Below are 823 nucleotides of genomic sequence, written 5' to 3'. Positions count from 1 at the left end.
GCTGCGGAACCACCAGGGTCGGTACTTCCGGGGTCGGCGGCGTCACCTGGTGCAGCAGATCCTGCAGCGCGTTGTGCGGCGGTTTCCAGTTCTTCGACGCGAGCACCTGTTCGGCGGCATCGGCGACCAGGCTTGTATTGGCCTGATGGGTCGCCCGAACAAGCGCGTCGATCGCGTTCTGCCGTTCCTCGGCGTCCAGCTCGGTGTGATTTTCCAGGACGATGATTTCGCGCTGGGCGCCGTCGACATTGTTTCCGATTTCGGCCTTGGTTTGCTCGATCAAATTGGCGACATGGCGGTGCCAGGTAATAACGGTGACGAGGTAGTCCTGCAGCGTGCTCATTTCATTGAGATTGGTACCGAGCGCGCCATTGGCGGCGTTGGCGGCGCCGCCCGACCAGACCCCTCCGTCGAACACCTCCACCTGCTGGTGCCGGGTCGAGTCCATGACGTCGGTGACCTTGCGCAGCATGCCGTTGTACTCCTGCGCGCGGGCGTAGAACGTGTCCTCGTCGGACTGCGGCCAACCGCCCGGTTCCAGCATCTGACCGGCGTATTCGCCCGTCGGCCTCGGAATGCCCATCGGTTACTCTCCTCGCAACGGCGGCCGGGTCGTCGCGACGCGGCCTGCCGGGGTGCTTACGGTGGATCGTCGGACCGGCAGGCACGCTGAAAAGCCAGCGGATACGGCACCGCGCAGGGCGAAAAGCCGCGCCAATCGTTGAGTGCTACCGGACGTCATAATTATCAAGCCTAACCGAGGTTAATACCTGCCAGATGCGGCAATTTGGTGATCGGGATGATCTTCGGACGCACCGCTAAT

General features: G+C 62.9%; 1 pseudogene. It reads right to left on the bottom strand.

What is annotated here, in order from left to right:
- Nucleotides 1-583, bottom strand: a pseudogene (locus A5634_RS07585) (secretion protein EspK); the annotation flags it as partial.
- Nucleotides 584-823: the final 240 nt, after the last annotated feature.

Origin of the sequence: Mycobacterium asiaticum, from assembly GCF_001673365.1 — a bacterium.
In the GTDB taxonomy this organism is placed as follows: Bacteria; Actinomycetota; Actinomycetes; order Mycobacteriales; family Mycobacteriaceae; genus Mycobacterium; species Mycobacterium asiaticum_A.
Note: the sequence above shows the minus strand (reverse complement) of the source record. Positions and strands in the feature narration are given on the sequence as shown.